27 protein-coding genes are annotated in these 23004 nt (G+C 42.8%); 10 read left to right on the top strand and 17 right to left on the bottom strand.

The features are described from left to right. Nucleotides 1-129 precede the first annotated feature (129 nt). From AB3F25_RS07810 to fadR, 3 genes are all read right to left on the bottom strand, one after another. Nucleotides 130-891, bottom strand: a complete 762-nt coding sequence (locus AB3F25_RS07810) for an ABC transporter permease (protein ID WP_373603284.1) — start codon at nt 889-891, stop codon at nt 130-132. Nucleotide 892: 1 nt separating this feature from the next. Beyond that, on the bottom strand, nt 893-1801 hold the full coding sequence (locus AB3F25_RS07805; RefSeq protein WP_373603283.1) for an ABC transporter ATP-binding protein: 909 nt from the start codon (nt 1799-1801) through the stop codon (nt 893-895). 109 nt (nt 1802-1910) lie between these two features. Beyond that, the gene (gene fadR / locus AB3F25_RS07800; RefSeq protein WP_373604350.1) at nt 1911-2630 is read right to left on the bottom strand and encodes a fatty acid metabolism transcriptional regulator FadR; all 720 of its coding nucleotides are present in this window, start codon (nt 2628-2630) and stop codon (nt 1911-1913) included. Between the two features lie 154 nt (nt 2631-2784). Between fadR and nhaB the strand changes: the two genes are divergently transcribed. Together nhaB and dsbB are read left to right on the top strand one after the other, a co-directional pair. After that, nucleotides 2785-4326, top strand: a complete 1542-nt coding sequence (nhaB, locus tag AB3F25_RS07795; RefSeq protein WP_373603282.1) for a Na(+)/H(+) antiporter NhaB — start codon at nt 2785-2787, stop codon at nt 4324-4326. A 9-nt stretch (nt 4327-4335) separates the two neighbouring features. Continuing rightward, nucleotides 4336-4869, top strand: a complete 534-nt coding sequence (gene dsbB / locus AB3F25_RS07790; protein ID WP_373603281.1) for a disulfide bond formation protein DsbB — start codon at nt 4336-4338, stop codon at nt 4867-4869. Nucleotides 4870-5094: 225 nt separating this feature from the next. Here the strand turns inward: dsbB and pgeF are convergent, their stop codons facing one another. Both pgeF and rluD read right to left on the bottom strand, forming a co-directional pair. After that, complete coding sequence (gene pgeF / locus AB3F25_RS07785) at nt 5095-5832, bottom strand: peptidoglycan editing factor PgeF (RefSeq protein WP_373603280.1); 738 nt, start codon at nt 5830-5832, stop codon at nt 5095-5097. A 1-nt stretch (nt 5833) separates the two neighbouring features. Next, entirely contained in the window at nt 5834-6808 is a 975-nt protein-coding gene (rluD, locus tag AB3F25_RS07780) for a 23S rRNA pseudouridine(1911/1915/1917) synthase RluD (RefSeq protein WP_373603279.1), read from the bottom strand. 109 nt (nt 6809-6917) lie between these two features. Here rluD and AB3F25_RS07775 point away from each other — a divergent pair, with 109 nt between their 5' ends. Further along, nucleotides 6918-7706 carry an outer membrane protein assembly factor BamD gene (locus AB3F25_RS07775; RefSeq protein ID WP_373603278.1) on the top strand — a complete coding sequence of 263 codons (789 nt, stop codon included), beginning with the start codon at nt 6918-6920 and terminating at the stop codon, nt 7704-7706. A 249-nt stretch (nt 7707-7955) separates the two neighbouring features. Here AB3F25_RS07775 and ruvB read toward each other — a convergent pair whose 3' ends face one another. The 9 genes from ruvB to AB3F25_RS07730 form a co-directional block, all read right to left on the bottom strand. Beyond that, nucleotides 7956-8972 (bottom strand): Holliday junction branch migration DNA helicase RuvB, encoded by a 1017-nt coding sequence (gene ruvB / locus AB3F25_RS07770; RefSeq protein ID WP_373603277.1) that lies wholly within the window; start codon nt 8970-8972, stop codon nt 7956-7958. A 12-nt stretch (nt 8973-8984) separates the two neighbouring features. Continuing rightward, nucleotides 8985-9596, bottom strand: a complete 612-nt coding sequence (gene ruvA, locus AB3F25_RS07765; protein ID WP_373603276.1) for a Holliday junction branch migration protein RuvA — start codon at nt 9594-9596, stop codon at nt 8985-8987. A 59-nt stretch (nt 9597-9655) separates the two neighbouring features. Beyond that, nucleotides 9656-10228 carry a crossover junction endodeoxyribonuclease RuvC gene (gene ruvC, locus AB3F25_RS07760; protein ID WP_373603275.1) on the bottom strand — a complete coding sequence of 191 codons (573 nt, stop codon included), beginning with the start codon at nt 10226-10228 and terminating at the stop codon, nt 9656-9658. Nucleotides 10229-10274: 46 nt separating this feature from the next. Then, the gene (locus tag AB3F25_RS07755; protein WP_373603274.1) at nt 10275-11015 is read right to left on the bottom strand and encodes a YebC/PmpR family DNA-binding transcriptional regulator; all 741 of its coding nucleotides are present in this window, start codon (nt 11013-11015) and stop codon (nt 10275-10277) included. 11 nt (nt 11016-11026) lie between these two features. Next, nucleotides 11027-11473, bottom strand: a complete 447-nt coding sequence (nudB, locus tag AB3F25_RS07750; RefSeq protein ID WP_373603273.1) for a dihydroneopterin triphosphate diphosphatase — start codon at nt 11471-11473, stop codon at nt 11027-11029. Nucleotides 11474-11579: 106 nt separating this feature from the next. Beyond that, nucleotides 11580-12848: an NRAMP family divalent metal transporter gene (locus AB3F25_RS07745; RefSeq protein ID WP_373603272.1), complete on the bottom strand. Its 1269-nt coding sequence runs from the start codon at nt 12846-12848 to the stop codon at nt 11580-11582. Between the two features lie 457 nt (nt 12849-13305). After that, a complete protein-coding gene (locus tag AB3F25_RS07740) occupies nt 13306-14691 on the bottom strand; it encodes a DASS family sodium-coupled anion symporter (RefSeq protein WP_373603271.1) in 1386 nt (461 codons plus the stop codon). A 288-nt stretch (nt 14692-14979) separates the two neighbouring features. After that, nucleotides 14980-15480, bottom strand: a complete 501-nt coding sequence (gene rraA / locus AB3F25_RS07735; RefSeq protein ID WP_373603270.1) for a ribonuclease E activity regulator RraA — start codon at nt 15478-15480, stop codon at nt 14980-14982. A 51-nt stretch (nt 15481-15531) separates the two neighbouring features. After that, nucleotides 15532-16443, bottom strand: a complete 912-nt coding sequence (locus tag AB3F25_RS07730) for a 1,4-dihydroxy-2-naphthoate polyprenyltransferase (RefSeq protein WP_373603269.1) — start codon at nt 16441-16443, stop codon at nt 15532-15534. 62 nt (nt 16444-16505) lie between these two features. Here AB3F25_RS07730 and tsaA point away from each other — a divergent pair, with 62 nt between their 5' ends. After that, nucleotides 16506-17231 carry a tRNA (N6-threonylcarbamoyladenosine(37)-N6)-methyltransferase TrmO gene (gene tsaA, locus AB3F25_RS07725; protein ID WP_373603268.1) on the top strand — a complete coding sequence of 242 codons (726 nt, stop codon included), beginning with the start codon at nt 16506-16508 and terminating at the stop codon, nt 17229-17231. Between the two features lie 48 nt (nt 17232-17279). Here tsaA and AB3F25_RS07720 read toward each other — a convergent pair whose 3' ends face one another. Continuing rightward, entirely contained in the window at nt 17280-18329 is a 1050-nt protein-coding gene (locus AB3F25_RS07720; RefSeq protein ID WP_373603267.1) for an AI-2E family transporter, read from the bottom strand. A 78-nt stretch (nt 18330-18407) separates the two neighbouring features. Between AB3F25_RS07720 and arsC the strand changes: the two genes are divergently transcribed. The 3 genes from arsC (at nt 18408) to AB3F25_RS07705 (ending at nt 19389) form a co-directional block, all read left to right on the top strand. Continuing rightward, nucleotides 18408-18758 (top strand): arsenate reductase (glutaredoxin), encoded by a 351-nt coding sequence (gene arsC / locus AB3F25_RS07715; RefSeq protein ID WP_373603266.1) that lies wholly within the window; start codon nt 18408-18410, stop codon nt 18756-18758. Between the two features lie 67 nt (nt 18759-18825). Beyond that, nucleotides 18826-19071, top strand: a complete 246-nt coding sequence (locus AB3F25_RS07710) for an alternative ribosome-rescue factor A (protein WP_373603265.1) — start codon at nt 18826-18828, stop codon at nt 19069-19071. Between the two features lie 21 nt (nt 19072-19092). Next, nucleotides 19093-19389, top strand: coding sequence for a DUF5377 family protein (locus AB3F25_RS07705; protein WP_373603264.1), 297 nt, complete (start codon nt 19093-19095; stop codon nt 19387-19389). 205 nt (nt 19390-19594) lie between these two features. Here the strand turns inward: AB3F25_RS07705 and AB3F25_RS07700 are convergent, their stop codons facing one another. Both AB3F25_RS07700 and asd read right to left on the bottom strand, forming a co-directional pair. Beyond that, the gene (locus tag AB3F25_RS07700) at nt 19595-20218 is read right to left on the bottom strand and encodes an FKBP-type peptidyl-prolyl cis-trans isomerase (RefSeq protein ID WP_373603263.1); all 624 of its coding nucleotides are present in this window, start codon (nt 20216-20218) and stop codon (nt 19595-19597) included. Between the two features lie 16 nt (nt 20219-20234). Next, a complete protein-coding gene (gene asd, locus AB3F25_RS07695; RefSeq protein WP_373604349.1) occupies nt 20235-21110 on the bottom strand; it encodes an archaetidylserine decarboxylase in 876 nt (291 codons plus the stop codon). 196 nt (nt 21111-21306) lie between these two features. Between asd and tatA the strand changes: the two genes are divergently transcribed. The 3 genes from tatA to tatC are packed head-to-tail and all read left to right on the top strand — an operon-like array spanning nt 21307 to nt 22902. Further along, entirely contained in the window at nt 21307-21543 is a 237-nt protein-coding gene (gene tatA / locus AB3F25_RS07690; protein ID WP_373603262.1) for a twin-arginine translocase TatA/TatE family subunit, read from the top strand. Nucleotides 21544-21546: 3 nt separating this feature from the next. Beyond that, on the top strand, nt 21547-22113 hold the full coding sequence (gene tatB, locus AB3F25_RS07685) for a Sec-independent protein translocase protein TatB (RefSeq protein WP_373603261.1): 567 nt from the start codon (nt 21547-21549) through the stop codon (nt 22111-22113). 9 nt (nt 22114-22122) lie between these two features. Continuing rightward, on the top strand, nt 22123-22902 hold the full coding sequence (gene tatC, locus AB3F25_RS07680) for a twin-arginine translocase subunit TatC (RefSeq protein ID WP_373603260.1): 780 nt from the start codon (nt 22123-22125) through the stop codon (nt 22900-22902). Nucleotides 22903-23004 lie beyond the last annotated feature (102 nt).

The raw sequence follows: 23004 nt of genomic DNA, 5'->3' as shown, positions 1-23004 counted from the left end.
AGCCACTTTCAATGCGGTGCTGTTGTTTGATGTAAACTCATGCTTAATTCAAATGGTTGTTTTGTGCATTTGCTACATAATTACGAGTAATCGTGCAGGTGATTACGCTTAATTTTTGATAGTTTTTATTTAGGCGCGTAAGCCGACGCCTTTTTCGATTAAGACGTAAGCGAGCCAATATAAGCCGATCACCAATGAACCTAAGACGAGAAACGAACAGTAAATCGGCACGTCGCTGATACCTAAAAAGCCGTAACGAAAGCCGCTAATCATATAAACAATTGGGTTAAATTTCGATACCGACTGCCAAAAATCCGGCAATAGTGAAATCGAATAAAACACGCCGCCTAAATAAGTGAGCGGAGTGAGTACGAAAGTCGGGATAAGCCCCACATCATCGAAGTTTTTTGCAAAAATTGCGTTAATTAATCCGCCAAGCGAAAAAGTCATTGTGGTGAGAAACAACGTACTAAAGATCATCCACCAAGAATGAACGTTCAATGTAATGAAAAATAGCGTTACCAATGTCACTAAAGTGGCGGACAATACGCCCCGTAAGACGCTGCCGGTGATATAGCCGCAAATGATGTTATGGCTTGAAAGCGGCGATACTAATAATTCCTCATAAGTCTTATTGAATTTACTCAAGAAAAAAGATGATACGGTGTTGACGTAAGATGCGCTGATCGCCGTCATCATCATTAATCCTGGCGCGATAAACCGCATATAGCTTACGCCCTGCATATCGCCGATACGAGCACCGATAAGTTGCCCGAAAATCAAGAAGTAAAGTGTAGTAGTGATCACAGGTGGCACCAGAGTTTGCTTCCAAATGCGAATCACGCGTTTGGATTCTTTCATTGCCAACGTGAGGAATCCGATTAAATTCATATTAATTTGCTATTCTAAGGAAAAGTTCTTCCAGACGATTGGATTTATTTCGCATACTCAACACTTCTATATTTTGTGCGGTGAGTTGCGAGAATAAGTTGGTGAGTCCTTGCGAGCGTTTGACTTCCACTTCAAGCGTGTTTTCATCCAGCCATTGGTACGGGTAATTGTCGATATGAAATTCGGTATTTTGTGCGATATTTTGCAAATCTAGCATAAAAACTTCCGTTTCCAGCTTTGCCAATAATGCTTTCATTGAGGTGTTTTCGATTAATTTCCCTTGTCGAATAATGCCGATATTGCGGCAGAGATTTTCCGCTTCCTCAAGATAATGGGTCGTTAAAATGATCGTAGTGCCTTGTGCGTTAAGTTCACGTAAAAAATTCCACAAAGATCGGCGTAATTCGATATCCACGCCGGCGGTCGGTTCGTCTAGAATCAACAACCTAGGGTCATGCATTAATGCGCGGGCGATCATTACTCGGCGTTTCATTCCGCCGGAAAGCTCGCGGATAAGATGGGTACGTTTTTTCCACAAATCGAGTTTTTGTAACCATATTTCTGCACGCTGGAGGGCTTCTTTCAACGGAACGCCGTAAAAACCCGCTTGTTGAGTGAGCACATCAATGACTTTTTCAAATTGGTTGAAGTTAAACTCTTGCGGTACTAAGCCGATTTGTTGTTTTAGTCGGGCTTTTTGCGTGTCTAAATCATAGCCGAACACTTTCACCGAACCGGAGGTTTTGTTCACCAATGAGCTGACGATGCCGATAATGGTCGATTTTCCGGCGCCGTTGTGGCCAAGTAAAGCATAAAAATCCCCTTGTTCAACGGTAAGATCAATGCCTTTTACTGCCTGGATACCGGCACTATAAGTTTTGATGAGATTTCTGATTTCAAGCGCGTGCATAAATTGGTTAATAAGAAAATTAAGGACGTATCGTTGATATTCTTTACGATATTTTAATTTCAGGCCACTTAAAACAATATTGATTGCAATCGTATCTTGGGCGATGGAATTAATCGGAAAGATTTTGCGGTAAACGTTCTAGAATCGAATGCCAATAGGTTGCCGAACGCGCATTATGTTTACGAATGCATTCCACCACCGCATTGGCGTTGCCTGTTTGACAGATTTGTTGCATTTCCAGATAGAATTGTCTGGCTAATTCGCGGTGTTTTTGCTCTTTGAAAAATAATAAACCGATACGTTGATAAACGCCTTGCAGGCTATTGAAAATTAAGCGGTAAAAGGGTTTATTGGCGACCACGGTAAATTGGCGAAACAGACGATAATCAAATTCGGTGTAATCTTTCGCCGTATTTTTCAGTTCATTTAAATCATGAAATAACATTGCAGATTGCTGAGGTGAATTTTTCACTGCTTCATAAATATAGGATTCCGACATTTTGCTGCGTAACGACAACATATTGTCAATAATCAGCGGTGCGGAATTTTGATCGAGCGTAATTAAGGTTTCAATAATACTCGGGCTTGCGGTATCCCAAATATTATTTATTTTTGTCGGTTTGCCGTGTTGAATCGTCAACCAACCATCGCGTGCTAAACGCTGTAATACTTCACGCAAGGTGGTTCGAGTCACTCCGATTTTATCGGCAAGATCACGCTCGGAAGGTAAATGAGTACCTGCCGGAAACACATTATCCCAAATACTTTTAACGATATATTCTTCGGCCAGTGCGGCAGGACTTTGTGCTTTTAAAATGGTACTTTCCATATTATTCATAATAAAAAATAACGAATAAACCGTAGCGAGAAGGTCTAACAAGATCAAAAAAGAGCGATTTATATAGTAAATCTTTATCTTCGGTATTATCCTTTAAAGCTCTCTATATTACAATGAGAGCACAATAAAAAAACAGGAGTAACTTATGACTTACACACAAGCATTTATGAAAAACTTTCTTGGCGCGAGCCCGGATTGGTATAAACTTGCGATCGTGTCTTTTCTGATTATTAACCCTATTCTTTTCTTTTTTGTGAGTCCCTTTCTGGCCGGTTGGCTTTTGGTCGCCGAATTCATTTTCACCCTTGCCATGGCATTAAAATGCTATCCGTTACAACCGGGCGGTTTACTTGCAGTTGAAGCCATTGTTATTGATATGACAAGCCCTACGCACGTAAAAGCGGAAATTATGGCGAATTTTGAAGTAATTCTGCTTTTAATGTTTATGGTGGCGGGAATTTTCTTTATGAAGCAACTGCTACTTTTCGTGTTCACTAAATTGCTCGTAAAAATTCGTTCAAAAATTGCGCTTTCTTTGGCATTTTGTTTCAGCGCGGCATTTTTATCGGCGTTTCTTGACGCATTAACCGTGGTTGCAGTTATTATCAGCGTGGCGATGGGCTTTTACGGCGTGTATCACAAAGTGGCGTCCGGTCACACATTAAAAGATGCGGTAGATATTGCCGATGATAATAAAATCGGCAATAACCATGAAACCCTTGAAAAATTCCGGGCCTTCTTGCGCAGCTTAATGATGCATGCCGGTGTGGGTACCGCATTGGGTGGTGTGATGACGATGGTTGGCGAACCGCAAAACTTAATTATCGCCGAGCAAGCCAAATGGAATTTTATCGAGTTCTTTTTCCGTATGGCACCGGTGACGATTCCTGTGTTTATTTGTGGTTTGCTGACTTGTTACTTAACCGAAAAATTTAAAATTTTCGGTTATGGCGAAGAATTACCTGAAGACGTTTGGAAAATCCTGGCGGATTTAGACCACGCTAATTCCGCCAAAATGTCCAAACAAGACAAGCTTAAATTAGGCATCCAAATGTTAATTGCGGTTTGGTTGATTTTAGGCTTGGCCTTCCACTTAGCTGCCGTCGGCTTAATCGGTTTAAGTGTTATTATTCTGGCCACCGCATTCACTGGCGTAACAGACGAACACACCATCGGTAAAGCTTTCCAGGAATCCTTGCCGTTCACCGCATTACTTGTGGTGTTTTTTACGGTAGTGGCGGTTATTATCGACCAAAAGTTATTTGCGCCGATTATTCATTATGTTTTATCCGCCAGTGAAAGCGCACAGCTCGTGTTGTTCTATATATTTAACGGTTTGTTATCAGCCATTTCCGATAACGTATTTGTGGCGACGGTTTACATTAACGAAGCCAAAAACGCATTAACCAACGGCGTAATTGCACCGCATCAATTCGAATTGCTTTCCGTTGCCATCAATACCGGTACAAATTTGCCGTCCGTGGCGACTCCAAACGGCCAAGCGGCGTTCTTATTCTTGCTGACTTCTTCCCTTGCACCGTTAATCCGCCTTTCTTACGGTAGAATGGTTTATATGGCCTTACCTTACACGCTTGTATTATCTTTGGTCGGTTTATTTGCCATCGAATTTATTTTACCGTCGGCTACCGTTTGGTTTGCGAATTTAGGCCTAATTTTGCCGATCTAAGGAGAAAAAATGCTCGCATTATTTAAACAATTTTCAGAAAAACGTTCCGCTTGGTTTTTACTGGCATGTTCAAGTTTAGCGCTAGAATTAACTGCGCTTTATTTCCAATACGGCATGGGCTTGCAACCTTGTGTGCTCTGTGTGTACGAACGTTTAGCCGTAGCCGGTTTATTTATTGCGGGCATTATCGGTATTTTTGCGCCAAGTGCTCTTTTTATGCGCTTAATCGCGTTGCTGCTTGCGCTATTTAGCGCAGTAAAAGGGTTGCTTATTAGTGTTCGCCATCTTGATTTACAAATGAATCCGGCGCCGTGGAAGCAATGCGAAGTTGTTCCGGACTTTCCGGAAATGATGCCGCTGCACAAATGGCTTCCGAGTATTTTCGGTCCTACGGGCAGTTGTAACGACAGTCAATGGTCGTTGTTTGGTATTAGTATGGTGCAATGGTTGGTATTTATTTTTGCAGTGTATGTGGTGGTGTTGACGCTGATGTTTATTGCACAGATTAAAAAAAGTCAAAAACAGCGAAGATTATTTCACTAAAATAACAAGAAATTTAGCCAATAATATTGGCAAATATGCTGTTTAGTATTGCGTTCGGCGTTATTATCGCAGTGTCAAAACAGCACCGCATTGGAAGCCGTGAATTAGCTAAGCGGTAAAATCGACTGTTTCGGCGAATTCTTGAAGAGGACGACCTAGCTAGAAATCGTCCTTTGCGAATTTTCGCCTACATCAACGGCTAAGCCATGTAAATTAATACTGAGTTTACGGCTTAAACCAAATAACGCTCGCCATTCTTCCTGTTTTCCCTTCTCTTCGATAAGAAAAAAACAGTTCTTTTTCATTGACGGTGCAGTGATGGCCACCAAAGATTTCGCGGATGCCGAGTTTATTGAGGCGTTGTTCGGCGATTTGGTATAGGTTGCCTAGATATTTGCCTTCTTGTGTCGGGTCAGGCTTGAATGCGGTGCTGGCTGAGAGATCGAAGGCCGCAAACTGTTCGACGACATTGCGTTCCACTTGGAATGCGGTCGGTCCTATAGCAGGGCCGAGCCAGGCAATAATATCTTGTGTTGGAGTTCGGAAGCATTTCACCGTTTCTTCCAATATGCCGTCGCATAATCCTCGCCAGCCTGCATGAGCAGCAGCGACTTCGGTGCCTTGTTTATTGGTGAAGAGCACCGGTAGGCAATCGGCGCTCATTACAACGCAAACTTGGTTTGGTTGATTGGTATACGTCGCATCAGCTGCCAAATTGTTGCCGAAATAGGGCAGTTGAATTACTCGTGTACTGTGGGTTTGAGTTAAAAATAGTGGTGTTTGCGGGAGATTGAATTTTTCTACCAGCAAAGCGCGATTGGTTTTTACCGCGTTTTCTTCATCGCCTACGTGATCGCCGAGATTGAAACTGTTGAACGGCACCGCACTGACACCGCCTACGCGTGTGGTGGTGAAGGCTTGGATATTGGCCGGCGCCGGCCAATTTGGAAAAACTGCGCGCATATTAATAATCCAATTCGCTTTTGTGTTTGATATAGTCGGTTTTTAATGCGTTCAGCAATTCGACAAAATCCTCCGGTAACGGCGCGTACCATTCCATCATTTCGCCGCTGATGGGGTGCGCTAAACGCAACATTACGGCATGTAGCGCTTGGCGTCTGAAATTGCGCAACACTTCCATAAATTGCTCATCGGCATTTTTCGGCGGGCGCGGGCGTCCACCGTAGGTTTGGTCGCCTAATAAGGGATGGGCAATATGGGCCATATGTACGCGAATTTGGTGGGTTCGACCGGTTTCTAAACGTAAGCGTAAACGTGTGTAGTTGCGGTAATTTTCCATAATGCGATAGTGAGTGATCGCTGGTTTGCCCATCGGATGTACCGCCATCAGTGTACGTTTGGTAGGATGGCGCGCCATCGGCTGCTCTACTGTGCCGCCTTTAGTCATAATGCCGGATGCCACAGCTTCGTATTCGCGGGTGATTTTGCGTTTTTGCAGTTCGCGCACTAATTTTGTTTGTGCCGGAATAGTTTTCGCTACCACCATTAAACCGGTGGTGTCCTTATCTAAGCGATGCACGATGCCTGCACGTGGAACTTCCGCGATTGGCGGATAATGATAGAGCAAGGCATTTAGCACGGTGCCGGTTGGGTTGCCGGCGCCTGGATGTACTACCAGATCTTTCGGTTTATTAATGACTAAAATATCGTCATCTTCGTAAACGATATTGAGTGGAATATTTTCAGGTACAAAACGCGTTTCCTCTTCTACTTCTACGGTGATTTCGATTTGTTCCTCGCCGAGGACTTTTTCGCGCGGTAGATTAGCAACGCGCCCATTTATTTTCACAAGTTCCGCTTCAATCCAGGTTTTTAGACGCGAACGGGAATATTCGGGGAACAACTCGGCGAGAGCTTGGTCTAATCGCTGCCCTATTTGTCCGGGCTGAACTTCAGCAGAAAGGGTAATTTGCGGCATAAAATCTATCTCAATAACTTGAAAAAGTTGGCTTATTTTCCAATGTTCTATAAAATGGCGGCCAATTGTATCTTATTTATTAGTTTTCGTAAAAATTAAGGAAAAAACAATGCGTAAAATAAAATCTTTGGTGGTGTTTGCGATGGCTGTGTTTATTGTCGGATGTTCAAGCGCCAATAAAAGTGTGGAAGATTCTTCGGTGGAGGAACTTTATAACAAAGGTTCAAACGCATTGCAAGAAGGAGGATATTCGGAAGCGATTCGTTATTTGAATGCGGCTACGGAGCGTTTTCTTGGCAGTACTTATCAAGAGCAAGCGATGCTAGACTTAATTTATGCGAATTATAAATCGCAAGATTATACGGCGGTATTAGTGACCGTCGATAAATTTTTAAATCAATTTCCGCAAAGTCCAAACCGTGATTATGCAGTATACATGGCGGGTTTAACGAATTCGGCAACAGCGGATAATCCGATTCAAGATTTCTTCGGTATCGATCGCGCAACCCGTGAGACTAGCTCGCTGAAGACCGCATTCGCGAATTTCCAAAGTCTTGTACGAGCCTTCCCAAATAGTCCGTATTCGCAAGACGCGCTAGCGCGTATGGCTTATATCAAAGATTCTTTAGCACGTCATGAATTAGATATTGCAAAGTTTTATGCCAAACGTAATGCAGACGTTGCTGTGGCAAACCGCGTAGTAGGAATGTTGCAACAATATCCTGATGCGCAAGCCACTTATGAAGGTTTATTCTTAATGCGTGACGCTTACCAAAAGATGGGTTTAGAAACGCTTGCAAAGCAAACTCAACAAATTATTGACGCGAACAAAGACAAACAGTTCGGTAATGTTAAGAAACCGGCAGAACCGGAACTTGTCGTACCGACAGCAAAATAAAAGCAGAAAGAACCCCGATGTATATCGGGGTTTTTCTTTAACAGCAAATATCTTGTACCACGAATTGTAATTCGTGGCGTGCAAATAATTTTTGTTTGTGGTGTTTTAGACGTCTTAAACGCAAATTGCGTGATGATGAAATATCGCGTGATTTCATTTTCTTTAAAAAAGTTTTACGTTTTAACATTTTTACCTACTGTTTGAATACTGTTCTTATCAAGGATAATGAAACAATAACTGATTAAGCGATTACACGGAATTTTCGGTAAGTTTTTGCAAACCGAAATGACGGTAAGTTTGCGAAGTCGCAATGCGTCCTCTCGGAGTACGCTGTAAAAAACCTTGTTGGATGAGATAAGGCTCCAACACATCTTCAATAGTATCGCGTTCTTCACCGATTGCCGCTGCAAGATTATCCAGCCCTACCGGTCCGCCGTCAAAGCGTTCAAGCAGCGCGGTCAGTAATTTTCGGTCTAAATAATCAAACCCTGCATCATCCACATCGAGCATCAAAAGCGCTTGTTTGGATAGAGCGTATGAAATAATTCCATTATTTTTTACATCCGCATAATCACGGACGCGACGCAGTAAGCGATTAGCAATGCGCGGTGTACCGCGAGAACGACGCGCAATTTCAAATGCCGCTTGAGGTTCTAATTGCAGATTTAAACAGGCTGCACTTCTCGCCACAATAGAGGTTAAATCTTCCTCGGAGTAAAATTCTAAGCGCTGTACGATACCGAAACGATCACGTAGCGGTGAGGTTAACGAGCCGGCTCGTGTCGTTGCACCGACAAGAGTGAATGGCGGCAAATCTAATTTAATGGACCGTGCGGCCGGCCCTTCGCCGATCATAATATCTAGCTGATAATCCTCCATCGCCGGATAAAGCACTTCTTCAATTGCCGGCGAAAGGCGGTGAATTTCATCAATAAACAATACATCGTGTGGCTCAAGATTAGTTAACATCGCCGCCAAATCGCCCGCTTTTTCCAATACAGGCCCGGATGTGGTGCGAATATTCACGCCCATTTCATTGGCAACAATATTCGCCAACGTCGTTTTCCCTAATCCCGGCGGGCCGAAAATTAACAAATGATCCAACGCGTCTTGACGCAATTTTGCCGCTTTAATGAAAATCTCCATTTGTTCGCACACCTGTGGCTGCCCTACATAATCTGCCAATAATTTCGGGCGAATAGCGCGATCAATTACGTCTTCATCAAGCTTCGCTTGGCCGCTAATAATTCTGTCTACTTCAATCATTAAGCTATCCTATTACAAAGCCGTTTTTAAGGCTTCGCGAATTAATTGCTCACGGCTTAATTCCGGTTTCGTCACACGTTTTACCATTTTTTCCGCCTCCGTCGGTTTATAACCGAGCGCAATTAATGCGGCTACTGCTTCTTCGGCTGCGCTTTCCGAATGCGGTGCTGTCAGCGATGTTGAAATATGGCTGTTTTCCACGAAGAAATCGTTTTGTATCAAGCCCTTAAATTTGCCTTTTAATTCTACTAATAAACGTTCTGCCGTTTTCTTGCCTACCCCGGGAATTTTAATTAATTTCGACAATTCTTCGTGTTCAATCGCATAAGTGAATTGTTCCACCGACATGGCAGACAAAATTGCTAACGCCAGTTTTGGTCCGACGCCGTTGGTTTTGATCAGTTCGCGGAATAAAGTACGGTCGGTTTTTTGCGCAAACCCAAATAGTAAATGGGCATCTTCACGCACTACAAGATGAGTAAATAAAGTGGTTTCTTGCCCAGTTTCAGGCAGATTATAGAAACTCGTCATCGGCAATAGTAGCTCGTAGCCCACGCCTTGTACGTCGAGTAAAATTTCAGGAGGGAGTTTTTCTAACAGAATGCCTTTTAAACGGCCAATCATAATCGATCCATAAGCAAAAATTTTTGCATAGAATAAAATAAAACTGGACGAACATCCAGTTAAATTTTTAAACGGAAGCGACCTCGACTGTATCGAGTTTGCAAAAGTGTAGCCGGTTTTTCCTGTATTTTATGTTGACTTGCCGCACCGGCAACGTGAAAAGAATGTTGTATGGAATGGGCGTGGGTAATGGCGATTGCCAAAGCATCGGCTGCGTCGACTTGCGGCTTGTCGGAGAGTTTAAGAATGCGGGTAACCATTTCCTGTACCTGAACTTTATCTGCTGAACCGATACCGACTACAGTTTGCTTCACCAAGCGCGCCGCATATTCGAACACCGGTAAATCATGATTCACCGCCGCGACTATCGCCGTACCACGCGCTTGTCCCAGCTTTAATGCCGAGTCAGCATTTTTTGCCATGAAAACTTGCTCAATGGCAAACATATCCGGTTGAAATTGCGTAATAATTTCTGTTACACCTGCATAAATTCGTTTTAAGCGGGTCGGCAAATCTTCCACTTGGGTGCGAATCGTACCACTACCAAGATATTCCAATTGCCGTCTATTCTGCTGAATCACACCATAACCGGTCACACGGGAACCGGGGTCAATGCCTAAAATAATGTTCATGGTTTTAAATAAAAATGGGTAGCTTTCCTACCCATTTATTACATAATTACAGTTGTGCAGCGACTTCATCGCTAATTTCACCGTTGTGATAGACATTTTGCACGTCATCACAGTCTTCCAACATATCAATTAAACGAAGCAGTTTCGGTGCGGTTTCAAGATCAAGATCCACGGTAGTTGACGGAATCATCGTTACTTCCGCTTCTTGCACTTTAAATCCCGCAGCTTCAATGCCATCGCGTACGGAACCTAATTCTTCCCACGCGGTATAAATTTCAAAAGAGCCATCATCTTGCGGCTGAACATCATCTGCTCCGGCTTCAATTGCAGCTTCCATTAGCGCGTCTTCATCCGCCTGGTTTACTAAAATCAGCCCTTTTTTGCTGAATAAATAACCGACAGAACCTTCTGTTCCTAAGTTACCGCCACATTTAGTAAAACTCGGGCGTACTTGGGAAATAGTACGGTTGGCGTTATCGCTTAAGCATTCCACCATCACTGCCGTGCCGCCAGGGCCGTAACCTTCATAGATTTTGGTTTCCATATTGGTGTCATCGCCGCCGCCCACACCGCGCTCAATAGCACGATTGATCGTATCGCGGGTCATATTGTTGCTTAAGGCTTTATCCACCGCCGCACGTAAACGTGGGTTAGAACCGACATCGCCGCCACCGATTTTTGCTGCGGTCACTAATTCGCGAATTAATTTAGTAAAAATTTTGCCGCGTTGCGCATCTTGCGCTGCTTTGCGGTGTTTAATATTTGCCCACTTACTATGGCCTGCCATATTGTTTCCTTCTATTTTGTTAAATCGAGTAAATATTTTCTTATCGCTTCTGCGTTATTTGGGGATTTCGTGATTTTAATTGCTTGTGTTGGCGAAACCCATTGAAAAGCGAGATGTTCGGTTAACTCAGGAATAAATTCCTGTTCCACCGACAACAGAAACCAATGCTCTCGGCAATGGGTCACATTCGGTGCGTATTTATAACGGAAATGCGGAAAAATTTCAAATTCTACGCTTTCATTGCAGTCAAAAAGTTCGGTCGAATTTTCCGAAATTTTTAACCGCACTTCTTCCCAAACTTCACGCATTGCAGTTTCTTTTGGTGTCTCACCGGATTCAAGGGAACCGGTGACCGATTGCCAAAAATCGGTATCATCACGGCGTTGAAGCATCAAAACTCTACCGCTATTTTGAGCATAAATAACGACCAGTACGGATTGATTATTTTTATATTTCACCCAGATACCTGCTTTACTTAGGAAATTTTTCTCTAATAAAATGCTATAAAAAAACAACCGCACTTTGAAAATGGATCTCAAAGTGCGGTGGATTTAGGTGACGTTTTTAGCTTAGCCAACCTGCTTGTTGCGCAATAAATAAGGCAGCAAATGCGGTTAAATAGAATAAGCCAATAAAGGATAACCACAATAATCCGCCTTTCACGCTGTGTTTGGCTTTCATAGTTAAGGATAAATTTAACCAAGCAAAAACCGGTGCGGAAACAAAGGAAGCGATCATCGCGAATTTTAACATTGGGCCAACGGCGTTATTAAAGTAGAAAATAATTGCCAAACCGGATAATGCCGCCAAAACCATCGCGATATTTAAGGTTCTCACCGAACTCTCGTGTTTGCCGAGCAATAAACGCAAGGATTCAACGTTAGTACGCGAATAGCCGTCGATAACGGTAATTGTGGTGCCAAACATACACATAAATGCAATCACGGCAATCAGTAAACGTGCCCATTCACCAATCGTGCTGGCATACATATTGATAAGTTGTGCAATATATTTACCACCCACCATTTCCACGGTTTCAGGTGAACCAAATTGTACCAAAGCACCAAGCGCTAAGAACACAACTGCTAAAATAGCCGTGCTGATGTACCCTACGTTAAAGTCAAACAATCCGTCCTGATAGGAGACTTTGGTCAAGCGACGTTTTGCCACCACCCACATGGAGTTAATGGCAGAAATTTCAATTGGTGCCGGCATCCAACCCATTAATGCTACCAAAAATGCTAAATTTGCTAATTCCCATGGCGAAGGCGCAACAAAATCTGCTGGTGCGACACCCTGCATGCCGTTACGCATGAGGGCAACCACCACGGCACTGACTGTTGTAATGGTTAAGGCGATCATGATGATTTTAGATAAGCTGTCCAGCAGGCGATATTTGCCTAATAATAAAATCCCGGTGGTTACAAGAATCACCAATGAACTCAATACTGGCATAGGCAATGGAATCGGAGTGATGAAGGTTAAAATCGCTGCGGTTAATAAACCGACCGCCGCTGTGTTAATTACGGTTGCAAAAATGTTCAGAATCAGAAATAACCACAAATAGAATTTACCTTTTTGGCGATACCCTTCCAGCAAGGTATTACCGGTATCAAGGGTGTATTGCACGCCAAAACGGAAGAAAGGATATTTAAATAAATTGGCAAGAATAACAATGCTCACCAACTCCCAACCGTAAATCGCACCCGCTTGGGTGGAGGCGATAATATGTGAGCCGCCGACGGCAGCGGATGCCATCACTATTCCCGGCCCTAAGGCGGCAAATTTACTTGCCCAGGTGGATTTTTCTACTGGATTTGAAACTTCACTCATAAAATTTTCTCTTATAAATTAACTAGGAAACAGAGGCTGCTATTTATAATAGAATTTTATTCTTGAGTAAAGGAGGTAAGATTCCTTTCTCTAAGGAACTATAAAGATAAAAAACTAATAATTTATTATTTTTAGAATATAATTTTAAAACTTCGCTGAGTAATAAGTAAACGTGCCAAGAAAATGATAGGTTTTAGTAAATAAAATTTTTTAGACTGAAAAAATTACGGTGTAAAATTTTAGCGCAGAACATTATTTTCTCATTTTCTTTCGTAGTAAATTAAATGAGCACGGTTTGTTCTTCCTACTTTTTTGCACCATTTTGCTTTTATTGGATAGGGCAATATTTCCCCATAAAAAATCTGCATCCAATAAGTTGATTGTGATTTCAACTTATTGGATGCAGATAAAGTACATATTTTTATGGGATTTTATTAAAATTCTTTTAGAAAAATAATTAATTTAACCAGAAGAAGTAGCCTACTGTGGCAATAACGAGCACGCAGACAATATTTAATACGAAGCCAGCACGAACCATTTCTTTTTGTTCCACACAGCCTGTTCCGAACACAATGGCATTTGGCGGAGTCGCTACAGGTAACATGAAGGCACAGGAAGCGCCTAAACCGATAATTAGGGCTAAACCGATTTCTGGAATGCCTAAAGATTGCGCAATAGAAATAAAGATTGGTACCAATAATGCAGCACTCGCTGTGTTGGACGTAAATTCGGTTAAGAAAATGATAAAGGTTGCTACTAATAAACCGATTAAGTAGTAATGCTGGTCTTGCACTAAGAAAACGATGCCGTCAGCAAGAATTTTGCTAGCACCGGAATCTTTTAACACAGCACTTAACGTTAAACCGCCGCCGAATAACATTAATACACCCCAATCAGTATTCTCTTGAATTTGTTTCCAGTTAGCGACACCCGTTGAGCAGATAATAATTGCGGCAAGTAATGCGACTACGCTATCAAAGCTGGCTATATTCTTTTGTAATCCCAATAAGCCGGAAATTAACGGATTAATTTGTCCACTGAAAATCCAACAAAATGCAATAAAACCAAAAATTACAAGGGTTAGAATACGTTGTTGATTCATTTCGATTTTTTCAAAAGATTGTTCAAACTTTATATTTAATTTAGGTTTGAACACAATCCAAAGTGTACCGATCATTAGAGGCATCAAAATGAGCATGATTGGCAGTCCGTACCATAACCAATCGGAGAATGTAAGGTGCAAATTACTTGCTACGATAGCATTTGGCGGGCTACCAACGAGTGTTCCCATACCACCGATACTCGCACTATAGGCAATCCCCAATAATACGAAGACGTAAGTATTATGTTCTTTTTCACGATCCATTTGGCTTAAAATTCCCATTGCGAGTGGCAACATCATGGCTGCGGTGGCAGTATTACTCATCCACATGGAAAGGAAAGCGGTACTTAGGAAAAGATAAATTACGGCGATCAAAAGATTACCTTGAGCCAAAGTCATAATTTTGTTGGCAATCATTTTATCGAGTTTTTGCATATGTAATGCGGTTGCTAAAGCAAAACCACCGAAGAATAAGAAAATAGTCGGATCGGAAAACGTAGCTAAAGCTTGTTTAGTGGTGACGAGATTAAGTGCAATTGCCAATAATGGCACAAGTAATGCGGTGATAGTAACGTGTAGGGCTTCACTTAACCAAAGTACGGCGATAAAACCGAGCAGAGCCAAACCGGCGTTTTCTTTAGGCGCGAAAGGTAAAAACTTCAATAAAAAGAAAAACAGCACGATATCTGCGATGAATATAATGCTATTTTTATGGCTTTTGCGTGAAGATAATTCGTTCATAGGTTCCTCCACATTAGCTACTCAGATGAACGAAATTTATGTTAAAGGAATGTTATTGACTTGCAACGGGCAAAATTCAAAAGTGTGATCAAGTGCAAAAAAAATTTCGGTACTACATAGCAAATGCACAAAACCATCCGAGTAAAGTATGAGTTAGCCACCTAAAACAACACCGCATTGAAATTCGTTCCAATGCGGTGCTGTTTTAGGATCTCATTTTAGCGTTGTCTAATTGCTACCTAATTTTGATAAAAGGCGCAGTTGTTTTTAATCGCACTTTTGAATTGCCTATTCGTTATCAAGATTTTCTAAATCTAGAGGTTCTTGGGAAAGAATAATGCCGGTGAGATCCGCATAAATGTAGTCTTCCGGGAAAAATGTCACGCCGCCGAAATTAACCGGAATATCGTTTTCGCCGATATTACTTTCATCAGCGCTCACCGGAATCGGCGCAAGAGCATGAATACCGAGATGAATATTTTCAAGCTGTTGAATTTGGCGTACCGCACCGTAAACAATAATGCCTTCCCAGCCGTTATCCGCCGCAAGTTGCGCTAATTCTGCATCTATCAAACCACGGCGAACCGCACCGCCGCCGTCGACCACAAGCACGCGCCCCTTGCCGTTTTCTTCCAATACTTCAGCGATTAAGCCATTATTTTCAAAGCATTTAATGGTGGTGACTTTACCGTAAAACGTGTTTACGCCGCCGAAACTTGAAAAAATAGGCTCCACCACATCCACTTGATCCGCATAAAGATCACAAAGTTCTGAAGTATCGATAAACATAAATTTTCCCCAGTTTGTTCAGAAATTTAACTCAGATTAGTATAAGCCGATTTAGCCGATAAGCAAGCCTAAACTAAATAACATATTGATTAATAAAGAAATCATCGACATTTGTGCAAGCATCGGGCGCAATGCGTTTGGCGTTTTGCTGCGGTATACAAAAATCGCGTGTTTGGCGAGTAACGGTAATGCAAGCACAAATAAATAATTCATCCATGAAGTGGCCGTGGTTAGCGTAAAAATTAAATAACATAAAGCCGCAATCGTTAATAAAATACAATGATACACGCGCCCTTTGTGCGAACCTAAACGTACCGCTAACGTGTTTTTACCGGCTTGGGCGTCTTGTTCGATATCTCGTAAGTTGTTGATATTTAGCACCGCACTGGCGAGTAATCCGGAGCCGATAGCGGGCAGAATAATGTGGCCGTCAATACTGTGGGTTTGTAGATAATAAGTACCGCCCACGCCGAGTAAGCCGAAAAACATGAGAACGGAAATATCGCCCAGCCCCATATAACCGTAAGGTTTTGCGCCGACGGTATAAGTAATGGCGGCGATAATGGCTAAAATACCCAATCCGGCAAAGGCCAATAAATCCGAAAGATTTTCATAGGCGATGCCGATTAAAAAGCTGCCGGAAAGAAAGCTGGCAATGACCATAAAAATCAATCCCCATTTCAGCTCTTGCGCGGAAATGGCGCCTTTTTGAATGCCGCGTAACGGTCCAATGCGGTCCTCTGTGTCGCTACCTTTTTGGTGATCGCCGTAGTCGTTGGCAAAGTTGGAAAGCACTTGTAATAAAATCGTAGTAAGCAAACAAAACACCATGACTGGGCTGTTAAATCCTTGCGGATTAGCCCAATAGCCCAATGCCGAGCCGGTAAAAATCGAGGCTAAGGCTAGCGGTAAGGTTTTCGGGCGAGCGGTTTCCCACCACATTTTCAATTTTTCATTTGTCATTTTTTTTTGACCGTACTTTTGATTACAATAAGTCGCGCATTTTACACTGAAACGCCCTGTTTATGAATGATTTAACCTTATCGCCTATCGGCTTTATCCACACGCCTTACAAAGAAAAATTTTCTGTACCGCGCCAACCTAACTTAGTGCAAGACGGCGTCGGTATTGTCGAATTATTGCCGCCTTATAATTCGCCTGAAGCCGTACGCGGTTTGGAACAATTTAGTCATCTTTGGCTGATTTTCCATTTTGATCACATTCAACCGGGAAAATGGCAAGCGACGGTGCGTCCGCCGCGTTTAGGCGGTAATCAACGAGTCGGTGTGTTCGCCTCGCGTGCCACTCATCGCCCTAATCCGCTCGGCTTGTCAAAAGCGGAATTACGTCAAGTAGAGTGCATCAATGGCAAAGTGTTTTTGCATTTGGGCGCTGTGGATTTGGTAGATGGCACGCCGATTTTTGATATTAAACCGTACATTGCCTACGCTGACAGCGAACCCGCTGCGCAGTCCGGTTTCGCACAAGAAAAACCGGCGGTAAAATTGAACGTCAGTTTTACTGAACCTGCCTTCAATGCGGTGCTGAAATACGAAGTCAAACGACCGCATTTAGCCCGTTTTATTCGCCAAGTTATTGAGCAAGATCCGCGTCCTGCCTATCAACAAGGTAAACCGAGCGAGCGGATTTACGGCATCAGTTTATATGAATTTAACGTGAAATGGCGGATTAAAGCCGGCACCGTGGATATGGTGGAAGTGTTGGAAATTGAAAAACATAAGGCAAGATGAGCTTGCCTTTGGTATGAAAAACGGCCGGTTTCAACAGGCTTTTTTTAATTAATCCTGCGGCAATGCATTCACCACTGCTTTCACTAAAGTTGCTAACGGAATAGCGAAAAATACTCCCCAGAACCCCCATAACCCGCCGAAGATAAGAACCGAAATGATGATAATCAACGGATGTAAATTGACTGCTTCGGAGAACAAATAAGGCACCAGAAGGTTACCGTCTAACAATTGACTAATCGCAAAGGCGATAATGATGTACCAAAATGTCGGACTAATGCCGAACTGGAACAGCGCCACCAAGGCGACAGGTATCGTTACCAGCACCGCACCGATGTATGGCACCAATACAGAGAGCCCTACGGCAAAGGCCAATAAAAGCGGGTAATTTAAGCCGAAAATAAGGAAAATTAAGTAGGTGACGAGCGTCACGATCAAAATTTCCAATAGTTTACCGTGAATATAATTGGAAATTTGTTGTTGCATTTCCGTCCACACTTTAAAGGCAAGATTGCGGTTGCGCGGCAGAAAACGGCTTACGCCTTGTAAAAGCTCGCGTTTGTCTTTGAGCATAAAGAACATCATCAATGGTACGAGAAACGCGTAAATGCCCAATGAAACCAAGTTCATAATGGAGGCAAGGGAGAGTTTCACGGCCGATTCGCCGAAACCCAAAATTTTTGCCCGAGCGGCGTTGAAAAAGGCATCGATCATCGAATAATCAATCAGTTCAGGATAATGTTCAGGCAAGTCAAGTAACCATTCGTTGAGTTTGTTAAACATCGCCGGCAGGTCGCTAAGCAAGGAAACGGTTTGGTTCCATAACATCGGTACTAAAACCAGGAAAAAAACCGTCGCTACGCCGATAAAACTACCAAATACTATGATCGTGGCGAGTAGGCGTGGCAGTTTAATTTTGCTATCTAAAAAATGAATCGGTATTTCTAGCAAATAGGCTAACACGATGGCGATCAGTAAAGGTGCGATAAGATCGCCGAAAAAATAAATGGCGATAAAACCGAACAGCAAAATCGCCAGTAATCCCATTGCTTGCGGATCGCCTAATCGGCGCACATACCAGCTTCTTAACATATCTAACATAATCAAATCCTAAATGAGCATTTTGCGCCATTATAAGTTAAAATCTGGCCCGGTTATAGCTAACAAAAGGGAAATTCTATGTCCGTTATTATTTATCATAATCCGCGCTGTTCAAAAAGTCGTGAAACCTTGGCGTTGTTAGAAATGCGAGGCGTTCGGCCAATGATCGAACTTTATTTGCAAAAACATTATTCCGTAGCCGAATTACAAGATTTAGCTAAAAAGTTGGGCATTACCGAGGTGCGTCAAATGATGCGCGTAAAAGACGATTTATATCAATCGTTGAATTTATCTGATCCTACACTTAGCAATGCGGATTTGTTAAATGCGATCAGCGAAAATTCCGCCTTATTGGAACGGCCGATTGTGGTGAATGGCGACAAAGCTAAAATCGGTCGACCGCCGGAATCCGTGCTGACGATTTTGTAATTTTAACGTTTACGCGTATAATACGCCCGCCGTGAAAATCCCTTCACGGCTTTTTTGAGGAAAAAGAATGACCAAAAAAACAAAAAGCGCGGTTGAAAACCAGCCTGTCTATCTGCACACGCGCGGTGTGGTGAAGGATAATGCAATTATGGCACTGCTGCACGATAAATTATTCCGTCAACGTGTGGAGACAAAACGTAAAGGTAAAGGCAGTTACCAACGAAAAGCAAAACATATAGGGAAATTTTTTGAAAAGCCCGATTATAAATTTTTTGATTACAGAAACTTTATAATCGGGTTTTTCTTAAAGTAAAAAAGCGGTAAGAGGTAGAAAATGTCAAACAGAACTGAGATTTTATTTAACACCACGTGGAACGTACGCATTAGCGATCCGGGCGAAGAGGGCGCGCGCAGTCATTTTTTTGAAACCGTTTATTTAACGCTCACTGCATATTTCGAAGAAAAAGGCATTCGTTACGAATTTGTGCGTCGCATAGAAAATGAGGTGAAAATTCAACGTTCGTTTACTGAATTAAACGAATTATTCAAATTTTTAGGTGATTATTTAGATGCTGTTTCTCTTGGTATGTTAGGCGTGAAAATCGGTAATCTAGGCGTGCAAGCCGAATAAGTTTTATTCAAAAAAACAAGTGCGGTGAAAAGCAATAAGATTTTTGGAAATTATGTTGTTGCGCAAAGCCGAAATGACCTCATAAAACAGCACCGCATTGGAGGCGACTTCAATGCGGTGCTGTTTGTGACTTCTACTTCACTCAGATGGTTTAGTGCGTTTACTACATCCGAGGTTTTTAAGTGTGCTTTTTTAATTTGGAAAATTACAGAATGTCTAATAATTCGACTTCAAATACCAACGGCGAAAACGGCGGAATTGAAGCGCCGGCGCCACGTTCGCCGTAAGCGAGCTCGTGCGGGATGGTGAGTTTCCATTTAGAGCCTACCGACATCATTTGTAAGGCTTCCACCCAACCGCGAATTACGCCGGTTACCGGAAATTCCGCCGGCTGGCCACGCGCTACGGAACTATCGAAGGTGGTGCCATCCGGCAAGGTGCCGACGTAGTGTACGCGAACCGTATCCGTTGCCGCTGGTTTGGCGCCGTTGCCCTCAGTGATGATTTCGTATTGTAAACCGCTGTCAGTTACTTTTACGCCATCTTTTTTGGCATTTTCCGCTAAGAAAGCTTTACCTGCTTCTTCAATTGCTTTGAATTGCGCTTGTTGCGCTTCCGCCGCTTGTTGTTGAAGTTGTTGTACGGAAAGCATTAACTCGTTGATTTCTAATGCCGGTTGATTGTGCTTTAAGGCGTCGGAAATGCCTTTCGCCACCGCTTCGACAGAAATATCCATTTGGCTGTCGAGTAGTTGTTGACCGATTTGTAAACCGATACCATAACTGCCTTTTTCAGACAGACTTTCTAATTTCACCTGTTCAAAATTCATAATGTTTTCCTTTTTGTTAAGAATTCGTTTTATAGGCCAAAATTTCGCCTACGCGCACTGGCTCGCCTACGCTCAAATGATCTGCCAACCGTACCCGGTTTGCTTGGAATAAATTAATCACCGTGGAACCGAGTTGGAACCAGCCCATTTCTTGACCTTTCGTTAATTTGATCGCATTTTCGTCTTCATAGCTCCAAGTTTTCACTTCGTTATGACGTGGCGGATTAATCACGCCCGCCCAAACGGTGCCGATGCTTGCGGTAATGGTAGCGCCGACTAGGATTTGCACCATGGTGCCAAATTCGGTATCAAATACGCAGATCACGCGCTCGTTACGCGCAAAGAGGTTCGGTATGTGCTGTGCTAAAAACGGATTGACAGAGAATAAATCGCCTGGCACGTAAATCATTTTGCGCAATGTGCCGTCGCACGGCATATGTACGCGATGATAATCGCGCGGCGAAAGATAAGTGGTGATAAATTCGCCGTTTTTAAACGCTTCCGTTAATTCTTTATCTTCCGCCAATAAATCTTCCAAGCGGAAAAAATGGCCTTTGGCTTGCAATAAACGATTGTCGTCAATAGCACCGCATTGACTGACGCGACCGTCGGCAGGTAGGCTCAATGCGGTGCTATTTTGGTTGATTGGACGGGCACTTTGTTTCAACGGGCGAATAAAAAATTCGTTGAAGCTGGCGTAATCGCTGAATTGTTCTTTTTGCGCAATGCTCATATCAATATTGTATTTTTTCGCAAAGACTTTAATTGCAAAATGCGTCACAGCGCCCCACTGTTGTTTAGCGAACCAGCCGGCAAGGCGAGTTAAATAAAGCTGCGGCATCGCATATTGAAACGCAACTTTCAGGCGTTGCCAGTAAGAAATGGCGTTCATATTTGTTTTCCTCATAAAAAATGAGGCGTGATTATAGCAATTTTTGCCGTTCTTCCAACTCTTAAATTTCTGGATGGAAATCATCGCGGTTTTTGTTTAAGTACGGAAAATAATCGCCTCTTAGTATTGTTCAACGAAGCCAAAAAGAGTATATTCAGCGCCAAATTTTTCCATTTTTTATAGAACGGAGTTTATTATGTTTGGTTTATCCCCGGCGCAAATGATTATTTTATTAGTGGTGATTTTATTGGTTTTCGGTACAAAAAAATTGAGAAATGCCGGTTCTGATTTGGGCGCTGCAGTAAAAGGCTTCAAAAAAGCAATGAAAGATGACGAATCTCAAGTTAAAGATGCAGAATTTAAGTCCATTAACGATGGCGCCGCGAATACCGCCAAAACCGAGACCACCGCTAAAGAGAAAGAACAGGCTTAATCCGTGTTTGATATTGGTTTTTCCGAACTGGTTTTATTAATGCTGGTGGGCTTGGTCGTGCTAGGGCCGAAACGTTTGCCGATAGCCATTCGTACCGTAATGGGCTGGGTGAAAACCATTCGTGGTTTAGCGGCAAATGTGCAAAACGAACTAAAACAAGAATTGAAACTGCAAGAATTGCAGGACAGCATTAAAAAAGCGGAAGCGTTAAATTTGCAGACCCTTTCACCTGAATTGAACAAAACCGTGGAAGAGTTAAAAGCACAAGCAGACAAAATGCGTGCGGAATTGGAAGCAAAGGCAGCTGAAGCCGGTACCACGGTAGAAGAGCAGATTAAAGAAATTAAAAGCACGGCCGAAAATGCTGCTAGTTCTGCGAATTTGGCGGAATGTGAAAGCATACAAACGCAACCAAAATCGGTTGAAAAAGGGACGGAAGCCTCAGATCTCACCGCATTGGAAGCCCATGAACAGGCAGAACTCACCGAGCGTTTGTCCGATTATTATCCGCCGGATGAAACAGAAGTAGCGCTGGCGCCTAAGCCGCAATCGAAAGAATCCCAATCATAGCGAGTGTTTATGAGTACCGTGGATGAATCCCAACCTCTTATTAGCCACCTTGTCGAGTTAAGAAATCGTCTGTTACGCTGCGTGATTTGCGTACTGTTGGTGTTTGTCGCCTTGGTGTATTTTTCTAACGATATTTATCATTTTGTTGCCGCGCCGCTGATGACGGTAATGCCGAAAGGCGCGACCATGATTGCAACGAATATTCAAACGCCGTTTTTTACACCGATTAAACTCACGGCTATCGTAGCGGTGTTTATTTCCGTGCCTTATTTGCTTTATCAAATTTGGGGGTTTGTAGCGCCGGCATTATATCAGCACGAAAAACGCATGATTTATCCGTTGCTGTTTTCCAGTACGATTCTGTTTTATTGCGGCGTCGCCTTCGCTTATTACGTAGTGTTTCCGTTCGTATTCGGGTTTTTTACTCAAACTGCGCCGGAAGGCGTGGCGATTGCGACGGATATCAGTAGTTATTTAGATTTTGCCTTGGCCTTATTTCTTGCTTTCGGCGTCTGTTTTGAAGTGCCAATTGCTATTATTTTGCTTTGTTGGACGGGCGTCACAACGGTGAAATCCCTTTCCGAAAAACGTCCTTACATTATTGTCGCCGCATTTTTTATAGGGATGATTTTGACTCCACCTGACGTTTTTTCACAAACCTTACTCGCCGTACCAATGTGCTTGTTATTTGAGCTAGGTTTGCTTGTCGCGCGGTTTTATCAACCTAAAGAGGATGAAGCAGAAGTGCCGGCGGCCGAATCTTCTGAAGGTGACAACAAGCCGGAATAGTAAACAATCAACCGATTAGGGCGCCGCCCCTTTCTCGTTATCGGTTTGGGCGCATTTCAATGCGGTGCTGTTTCGCTACTTCAACATACAGAAATTGCTAAA

This window comes from Aggregatibacter sp. HMT-949 (genome assembly GCF_041734645.1).
Lineage (GTDB): Bacteria > Pseudomonadota > Gammaproteobacteria > Enterobacterales > Pasteurellaceae > Rodentibacter.
The sequence above is the reverse complement of the archived record's forward strand: the minus strand, read 5'-3'. Positions and strand labels throughout refer to the sequence as shown.